Annotated in this window: 1 pseudogene; it reads left to right on the top strand. The window is 34.1% G+C overall.

Annotated features, from left to right (window positions below):
- Nucleotides 1-323, top strand: a pseudogene (locus tag KHD59_RS02450) (hypothetical protein); the annotation flags it as partial.

Raw genomic sequence — 323 nt, forward strand, 5'->3', positions numbered from 1 at the left:
ATTGCTTCTTTGAAACAAACTATTGCAGATAAAGAAGCTCAATATCGTCAACAAGCAGATTTATCCGAACAGGAACGTCTCCAGTTAAAATCTGAAATCGATGGCTTAAAAGAAGATTTAATAACTAACAAAGGCAAGGTTGCTAAATACGAAAAAGATTTAGCAAAAGCGCATCAAGATTTGGCAAACATCTCTGTATCATTGGAAACTATCAAAGCCGAATTACAACAAGATCATCAATCTAGCGCAACAACTATTAATACACTTCAAACCGAATTACGAACTTTACAAGAAAAACGTGATCAATTACAGGGAAATTTGGA

Origin of the sequence: Sesame phyllody phytoplasma, assembly GCF_018390775.2 — a bacterium.
Lineage (GTDB): Bacteria > Bacillota_I > Bacilli_A > Acholeplasmatales > Acholeplasmataceae > Phytoplasma > Phytoplasma australasiaticum.